Raw genomic sequence first — 7,930 nt, forward strand, 5'->3', positions numbered from 1 at the left:
TGTTGTCTGGCTAGGCAACGGCTCATCTGGTTCAAATGCGAGGATTTATCCATGACACAGTTGAACGACTTAGAGATTGAAGACGTTGCCGCCGCCCTCGCCGCAGGTCGCCAGGTACGTGACCATGGCCCCTACAAAATCCAGATTGGGAACGAAAATCTGGAGTACCGGCCTCTCGTAATTACTGACCCCGTTCCAACCGGGCGGCAGGTGCTGGAGGAGGCCGGCTTCCGTCCGGTCGACGAATACCTGCTGTATCAACTTCTCACCAACGGCCATCTAGATCTGCTCAGCCCGGGAGACACGACAGATCTGCGTCTGGCTGGTATTGAGAAATTTTTAGCTTTCAAAAGCGACCGCTCCTACCGCTTCTTCATCAATGGCCAAGCTCAGGACTGGGGGGCTCAGCGGATCTCCGGGCGCACTCTCAAGCAACTCGCCGGCGTTGACGCGCAGAAGTACGACATTTTCCTGGTGGTGCCGGGCGATGACGATGAGCTGATCGAAGATCGTGACCTGTTCGACCTGGCCCGTCCGGGTGTGGAGCACTTTGCTGCGGTTGAAATCAACATCAAGGTCTTCGTCAATACGCAGCCAGTGTTTGTTCACTCCCACACTCTGTCGTACTGGGAGGTAGTGCACTTGGCCTACCCGGATGCGCAGCCGGCCCCCAATGCCCACTTCACCGTGACCTACGCCAAAGGCCACGAAGGCAACTCGCTCACCAACCTGGTTGATGGCCAACACGTCCGTATCAAGAAGGGGATGCACTTCAATGTCACACCAACTGATAAGTCGTAGTCCTCATCTCCTGAGCCTGCGCAACGAAGGGTACAACCTAGACACCAAGGAAGGTTATCTCCTGGTTCGGGACGTCCCCTACGTGAACGCTGAGCGTCAGGTGTGCAAAGGCGTGTTGGTTATGGCGCTCAACTTGGTGGCTGATGTTGCGGGAAAACCGAGCGACCATACAGCACATTTCATTGGTGACTGCCCTTGCAATTCGCAAGGGCGTCCCCTTGATGAAATCATCAACAACAGCAACGCGGCTACGCTGCTGCCGGACTTGGTGGTGAACCACTATTTCTCGGCCAAGCTTCGGGGTAGCGACTACGCCGATTACTACCAGAAAGTCTCGATCTACGTATCAATGTTGACCGGCCAAGCCCAGGCAATAGACCCTAGCGTAACTGCTAAAACCTTCGCTCCCATTCGGTCGGAGACGGAAGACACTGTGTTCGCCTACACGGACACGGCGTCACCACGCGCAGGTATCGCGATGCCCACACAGAATTTCAAGGGGCTGAAAATTGCGATTGTAGGGTTGGGCGGCACCGGTGCTTACATCCTGGATCAAATCGCGAAAACGCCAGTGGCAGAGATTCACCTCTACGATGGCGATCTGCTCCAGCAGCACAACGCATTCCGCTATCCAGGTGCTGTACCGTTTGCCACATTGGAGCGAGGACTGAAAAAGGTGGAGTACCTCCAAGAGGTCTACAGCCAGATGCATCGTGGAATCACTCAGCACCCGTCGATGATCACCGCAGAGAACGTGGGTGAACTCCGACAATTTGATTACGTGTTTCTTTGTGTAGACAACACCCCAGCGCGAGCTCTGGTCGTCCGGGAACTCAATGGAACTCGTACGTCACTGCTTGATGTGGGCATGGGAGTACATCTGGTCAATGATACTCAGCAAGTCTGGGGCACCTGCCGGGTGACGGCTCTGACACTGAATCACCATGACCACGCCGCCCGTACGATGCCGTTGACCGACAATGAGGCAGAGGATGCTTACCGCTCGAACATTCAAATCGCTGATCTGAATGCACTCAACGCGGTTCTCGCAGTGGGCATGTGGAAGCGGCTTTGTGGCTTCTACGTCGATCAATGTAAAGCGGGCCACGTCACTTACTCGACCAACCTCAACGAGATGGGCAACAGCGAGGACGAGTCATGAAGGTAAAGCATTTGGCACCGCAGTTTGTCGAAAGCTTCCCAGGCAAGCTGGAGCCAGGAGAGATCTATCTCGCCATGGAGTTCGCCACCGCCGCTCACCTGTGCGCCTGTGGTTGCGGAACCAAGGTGATCACACCTTTTTCCCCAACCGATTGGCAAATGTCATTCGATGGGGAAGACGTTTCTCTCAAGCCCTCTGTGGGCAACTGGACGTTTCCTTGCCGCTCGCACTATTGGGTACGCTCGGGTCGTATCGAGTGGGCTGGGGACATGTCTCAGGAAGCGATCAACGCCGGGCGTAAGCGAGACGCGGAAGCGAAGGCGCGCCTTCAGGTTGCCAAGCCAAGCGGCGAGACTCATCAACCTGTGCCGACATTACAGTCAGAGCTCTCACTGTTCGAAAAATTGAGGAAATGGCTGGGGTTGTAGTGGCCAGCTTGGCCTCTCACGTTCCACTGTATGTAGAGAAAGAGGAAGGGCCCGTGCTAGGAAGGGCCCTAATTCTGCGATTGAAGCGACCTCCCCTCGACTGAGTCTCCCGTCTTTTTGCACCGTTAGGGTGCTCAAATTTGTCGAAAATTACACTTTAAGTGTACGACGGCCATATGCCATACTGGATCCATCCAATGCCTCCTGCCCTCGTTAGGGCACTTCCGTGTGTGGAGGTTTCGGCATTTATGTGCCGTAGGGTAAGGCGGGCCAACCAAGATCTGCGTGAGCGGATCACCCTCGTGGGTACTGCTCGTTGCCAGCTCTGGAGCTGTTTTTCATGAACCTTGGAGCTTTCGCTCGGTCTGAACTACAGTCTCATTGCCGCTTGTCGGCTGGTGAGATGGTCGCTTGTAGTGAGAGATGGCGAGGATTGATAATCCGCGCCTCCTTGGTGAGCGTCTCGAGTACCACGCTAGCTTCGATTTTTCGAAGTCTGTGGTCGCGCATTGGGTACTACTTGTTGTAAGTGGAACCTGTATTTTAGAGGATAGAGCGATGACTCTTGAGCGTCTGATTGAAGAAGCCCGCACTCGCAATGGCACGCATGCAGAGAGCCTACGGGCTGCGCGTGAGCGTATGGTTAACACCAATAAGCGTCTGGCTTCTCATTTCACGGCTCAAGAAGTGACTCCGGCTCTGCTGGCCAAGACCTGCAGCCTCTGAAAAATCTCTTCATATAAAAGCAGCCTGATGGGCTGCTTTTTTTTGCGCGATCACAATGACCCCATACCTCATTACCAGCTTCGAGGAAGCGACGCTGGCAGCGTTGATCCATGAGCCGTTTGCCTACGACCACGCTGACATCTTCGAAAAGCGCCAGATCAAGTACATCTACAACTACCTCAAGTCGTTCATGCCGGAGCTATCGGAAGATAAGAAGACTGTCGGTAGCATTCTGCTCGAGCATCAGTACATCGACCGAGATTTCCTAGAAGATTACTCGCGTTTCTACCTGGGGCGTTTCGGCAACGATGGCTATAAGTGCGCTCGGTTGCATTTCTTCAACTGCGACCTCACGCACAAGCAGCTCGACGCGCTGCTGGTGGGGGACTCGGATGTGGTTTTTGCAGACAAGCCAGAACTGAAGCTGACTCTGGAGTCGCTGCAGGAACATTACCTCGGTTTCATGGTGATCAAGCCACTGACCCGAACGTTCGTGGGTAAAACCTGCCTGCGGGTAAGTGGTGACAGAGGGCCGGGCAAGAAGAAAATCGACAGGCGCTACGAGGTGAACCTCTTCGGCCTGAAGCTCACCGTCGACTCAATCGCCTTCCAAGAACAGGACAAGGTTGTTGCTGCTTGCGCTACCACCGCGATCTGGACGGCCCTTCATGGCCTGCCAGGCCGAGGGGTTAAAGACATCAAGTCCTGCAGTGAGATCACCACCGCGGCTTTGAATTTTGTGGACGGATCAAGCAACGGTTTCCCAAACAAAGAGCTTAGCAATAAGCAGATTCAGCGAACGTTGGATGTCGAAGGTTTGCGTTACCACAACAGCAACCTGGAGAAATCCAGCCAGGAATTCTTCCAGGAATACTTGGCCGCGCACATCGACAGCGACTTGCCTGTAATTTTGACTGGTACTGTGTTTGGCCTGACACCTGACGAATCCGGAGAGTTTGTCAAAGCTGGGCACGCCATCACCGCCCTCGGTTACGATTTCCGAGATGGCAATAAATGGGTCTATGTCCATGACGACCGCCTTGGGCCATACGCTCGTGCTCAAATGGTCATGCTTAAAGACATCCTCAAAAAGAACACGCCTGCGGGGATGGAGACGCGCTGGGGCTTGGCGATGTCGATTCGAGAGCCTGATGCCTCGACATGGGTCGAGCCGCACGAAGTGATCGTGCCTGACATCTCCATCGTTCCAGCCGATAGAAAGACCCGGTTGCCTTTCATCTATGCCCATGGCACGGCAATTCGGATCGCCGAGCAGATCGACGGCTTCCTGGTATCAGAGGTATGCCCTCTGATTAAGGTCAAGGTGCCGAAGGTTAGCTTCCACATAAAACTGGCCTCGATTGCCGAAGCCCGTGATGATGTGCGAACACATGTGACTCATCGCAAGCCGGGCGACCGCTTGGGCGAATGGGAGTTAGATGAGTCCTTGATCGTTCGCTGGAGAGAAGACAAGCTCGCTTTCTTGAACGGCCACCTTGCCCGCCTGCAATGGCAGATCGACTTTTTCTGGGATGACGAGCCTGCGTTTCGTATATTGCTCGACGCTACGGATATTCCATTGGGCAACGCCGTTTCGGGCATTTATATACACGATCCGATCTACGCTGATGCCATGCTTGGAGGATTCAAGGGCCTGGAGCTAAAGGTTGGGGGGCTCGACGATCAACACTTTTTCTCTGCCTTCACTCGAGCGCTCAAGCGTCGCCGGGATGACTACGAAAGCCACCTCAACAGCATGTATGGAACGTTGAGAGCGCCCAACCATATCAAAGATAACGAAGTTTCACGGGACGGCAAGGGTACCAATCCGACCGCGAAGCGATTCTGGGATCCTCAACAAATACCCCTCAGTGAAATTCATGAGGCGTACAAAGAGGTGGCTGAAGACCCAAGCTTCACGCGAAAGCTTATTTGGGCGATTGGTAAGGATGGTGTGCTATTCCTCGCCGAAGACATTCCTAAGCCGGCTGAGCTAGGGCACCCGAGCATGACGGGGATGCAGGCTGCACGAATTGCAGGAGAGATACGTCGTACCAAAGACGGCTGGGTCGTCAATTTCTTCTCTGGCCGATACAGCAGTGACTACTCTGCGGCTGAGAAGACCCTGTATCTTGCGAATGCCCTGCTGAAGATCCGATCACTGTTTCCTCGCGATACGTTTGAAGCGTTTTACCCGGACGCTCCCGCTCCCAAGGCGGAGTGATGGTTTCATTAGGGGAGGGCTATGTCCTTCCCCCTAATGACACCGGGGCGGCATGCTTCCGTAGTCTAGGCTGGCAAGGCACTCCACCCGCGAGAAGCCAGAGAAGCCACAGTCACCTTACGATCAGCACCGACACATCCTTCTGGACGACTCCTACTGAACCGCACGCCGGCTCCAGGATTTTGTTCTCCGCCAGCAAGACAGCGATCAGTACCCGTTCGACATTGGTCAGCATTGGGGTAGCTTCGACAGCTACCATCGCCAAATCTATTCGGAGTTCAGAGCGTGGGTGTGGGAGCACGGCCTGGATTCAACGTTCAATGAGATAGCCGGGATCATCATCGCCAAGCGGCGAGAGGCTGCCCAAGCGGCGGCGGTGTCATGCGAGAGCACCTTCGCCGCTCTGATCAAGCCCGGGCACTACTGGACGCACTGGTCTTATGATGCATAAGACATGCATGGTATATCCCAAGATGAGCTGCATCGAGATGGTGTAGCCCCACACGTCTTGGTGTGCGCACGATAGCCGCTTATGGCCGATTGCTGTCGGCCGTGACTATCAAGACCAGGTCCGACTCAGAGATTGAAAATCCATGATGTTTCTAGGCGTCGAGCGAGCAGCCGGATCGTCAGCAGGTAGTAATACCGCGCCGCCTCACTGCGCTGGCTCATGCGATGTTCGAGAAACCAAGCCACATGCTTTCTCTGCCAAGCCCAAGGTGTCTCTCGCTGCCAACGCTTTGCAATTTCCGTTTGGATTAGCTTCGCCTGACGTAAATGACGTTGCCGGGTCGCATGCGATCCGGTCAGCACGCCAGCCAAGAACAATTCCATATCGAATGACTTACTCATGTGTGCCTCCCAATGTAGGCGCCGACCACATCGATCCGACCGTGCCCGAGCTCATAGCTGATTTGCCTCCGTGCCTCACGATCAAGGCACCGATCTACGTGGCTACATTTACCTCCGTTGATAGGTGCGCGATGCTGGGTGATCTGCTCATAGCGTTCGCATGCGTACGCCGCCCGGAGCTCATGAAAGCCTTTGAGGTTGGATGCATGAAGAATGTCCCGTGCAGGGCGGACGACTTCCTGCAGAACATTCAAATAACTTTCGCTTGGCGCAATCAGGTTGCGACTACCTGCAGGCGATACCTGCTGTGCAAACTCAAGCGCGCCTCGAATGCGCTCGTCCATCGTAATCCAACGGGGTGCTGATGCACCGGCGCGGCCGCCTTTGGTGCCGTCCTGAATGTTGATCTTGTCTAAGTCTTTAGCTTGACGACTTAGTCGTGGCAGGTCAGCCAAGATGGCCTCACGCAAGCGCATGCCGGTGGATCGTGCCAATAGAATGATCGCTGCTGACCGTAGCTGATGATGTCTGCAAAGCGCATCGACAATCTGCTTAACCTGTTCGCGGTCTTGGCCCTGCGGCACCGAGTGACGAATTCCAGTGCGCTGCATACCTAATGTCTTGCTCGGACTTGGCAATTTCACATACTGATCACCACGAAGCGCTGCCATGGTCCTGTTAACGCTGGATAGCCGGTTTTGTGCAGTGCTGATAGCTATGTCGCCGTGCTCCACCAGGCCGCGAAGGTATGCGGCATAGTCCGACAATACCTCGCGATCAATCTGCCGCGCATCATTGACCCCGGGACCCGCTTCAGACCGACACCACTTCACGAATGCCAACCACCGATCACAGTGCGCCTTGACCGTGCCGTAGTGGCCGCCGCCGAACATGTCTTTCAGCGCCTGCGGCCCCGCATAACTCAACTGCCTGCCGTACCCAAAGTTACGGCCATCCCGTTTTCCCATCAATGCCATATCGACTACCTCCTACTTGTACCTCCCGATCCCGCCCCACGTCATCCCGCCAAGAATGTTGAGTGTTATCAGGGATCAAGGCCCCTGCGACCTGTGAGGGTTGTCCACTAACGCGGGACTGGCGGCTCTTTACGACCGGGAGCCTGGGCATCTCATGATCTGGCCTCCTGAACACTTCCAAGGAAGTGGGCGGGTGGAGGCTGCGCTGGCTGACGAGACCAATGCCGCGAGATCCTGAGTCAGGTGAAGGCAGTGAGGCGATGACCAGGGCATACCTGACTGTCAGTCAGGTGCAGTCCATCCCGTGGGCTGCGGCACCATCATCTGCATCGCTGTTGCTGGTGACTTTTCGGTGTTTGTCACGCCGATTGTCACGAGGGGGAATGCCGCAATGCCTTGTACGAGTTGGGCTGCAGCAGCGGTAGGAGCGCCCGTCTCTTTCCAGAAGAAAGAGACGGGCGCAGGTTGGCGCAAGGAAATGGCCAAGCGGATAGGTTGCTGCAGGGCAGCTATGAAAGGGGATGAGTTGCCGCAGTGGGCACACTGGTAAAAGTAGGCATCCATCACATCGCTGTGACCGTGCGAGCCGCCGGACGCTAATCGCACTTTGGGAGAACCACCACGTTGTGGCGTAGCCTTAAAGGTTCTGGCTACCTGGGTTGCTGTCAACGACAACTCTTTGCCTGCGGATTCCACGCTGACTCGGACACCCATTCCACGCGCATCCGGACAGTGATTCCACGCTGATCCGGACACTCAT

6 protein-coding genes are annotated in these 7,930 nt (G+C 55.3%); 4 read left to right on the forward strand and 2 right to left on the reverse strand.

Translation table 11 applies throughout. The features are described from left to right. Positions 1-51: 51 nt before the first annotated feature. The 4 genes from AC3WKX_RS23765 (at position 52) to AC3WKX_RS23780 (ending at position 5,341) form a co-directional block, all read left to right on the forward strand. Complete coding sequence (locus AC3WKX_RS23765; RefSeq protein ID WP_010567872.1) at positions 52-801, forward strand: multiubiquitin domain-containing protein; 750 nt, start codon at positions 52-54, stop codon at positions 799-801. Continuing rightward, a complete protein-coding gene (locus AC3WKX_RS23770; protein WP_102604455.1) occupies positions 776-1,963 on the forward strand; it encodes a ThiF family adenylyltransferase in 1,188 nt (395 codons plus the stop codon). The genes AC3WKX_RS23765 and AC3WKX_RS23770 overlap by 26 nt, the downstream gene beginning before the upstream one ends. Next, positions 1,960-2,391: a ubiquitination-like system serine protease family protein gene (locus AC3WKX_RS23775; protein WP_010567874.1), complete on the forward strand. Its 432-nt coding sequence runs from the start codon at positions 1,960-1,962 to the stop codon at positions 2,389-2,391. Before AC3WKX_RS23770 ends, AC3WKX_RS23775 begins: the two co-directional genes overlap by 4 nt. Before the next feature lie 781 nt (positions 2,392-3,172). Then, complete coding sequence (locus AC3WKX_RS23780; RefSeq protein WP_010567875.1) at positions 3,173-5,341, forward strand: cysteine peptidase family C39 domain-containing protein; 2,169 nt, start codon at positions 3,173-3,175, stop codon at positions 5,339-5,341. 576 nt (positions 5,342-5,917) lie between these two features. On the opposite strand, the gene AC3WKX_RS23785 is transcribed toward AC3WKX_RS23780, so the two are convergent. Both AC3WKX_RS23785 and AC3WKX_RS23790 read right to left on the reverse strand, forming a co-directional pair. Beyond that, the gene (locus AC3WKX_RS23785; protein WP_010567876.1) at positions 5,918-6,193 is read right to left on the reverse strand and encodes a hypothetical protein; all 276 of its coding nucleotides are present in this window, start codon (positions 6,191-6,193) and stop codon (positions 5,918-5,920) included. Beyond that, positions 6,190-7,170, reverse strand: coding sequence for an integrase domain-containing protein (locus tag AC3WKX_RS23790; protein WP_102604456.1), 981 nt, complete (start codon positions 7,168-7,170; stop codon positions 6,190-6,192). The genes AC3WKX_RS23785 and AC3WKX_RS23790 overlap by 4 nt, the downstream gene beginning before the upstream one ends. Positions 7,171-7,930: the final 760 nt, after the last annotated feature.

Source organism: Pseudomonas sp. GP01-A4 (genome assembly GCF_058780865.1).

Coding starts and splice junctions, on each gene's coding strand:
- AC3WKX_RS23770 (WP_102604455.1), top strand. CDS start 776: ATGTCACACCAACTGATAAGTCGTAGTCCTCATCTCCTGAGCCTGCGC.
- AC3WKX_RS23780 (WP_010567875.1), top strand. CDS start 3,173: ATGACCCCATACCTCATTACCAGCTTCGAGGAAGCGACGCTGGCAGCG.
- AC3WKX_RS23790 (WP_102604456.1), bottom strand. CDS start 7,170: ATGGCATTGATGGGAAAACGGGATGGCCGTAACTTTGGGTACGGCAGG.
- AC3WKX_RS23785 (WP_010567876.1), bottom strand. CDS start 6,193: ATGAGTAAGTCATTCGATATGGAATTGTTCTTGGCTGGCGTGCTGACC.
- AC3WKX_RS23775 (WP_010567874.1), top strand. CDS start 1,960: ATGAAGGTAAAGCATTTGGCACCGCAGTTTGTCGAAAGCTTCCCAGGC.
- AC3WKX_RS23765 (WP_010567872.1), top strand. CDS start 52: ATGACACAGTTGAACGACTTAGAGATTGAAGACGTTGCCGCCGCCCTC.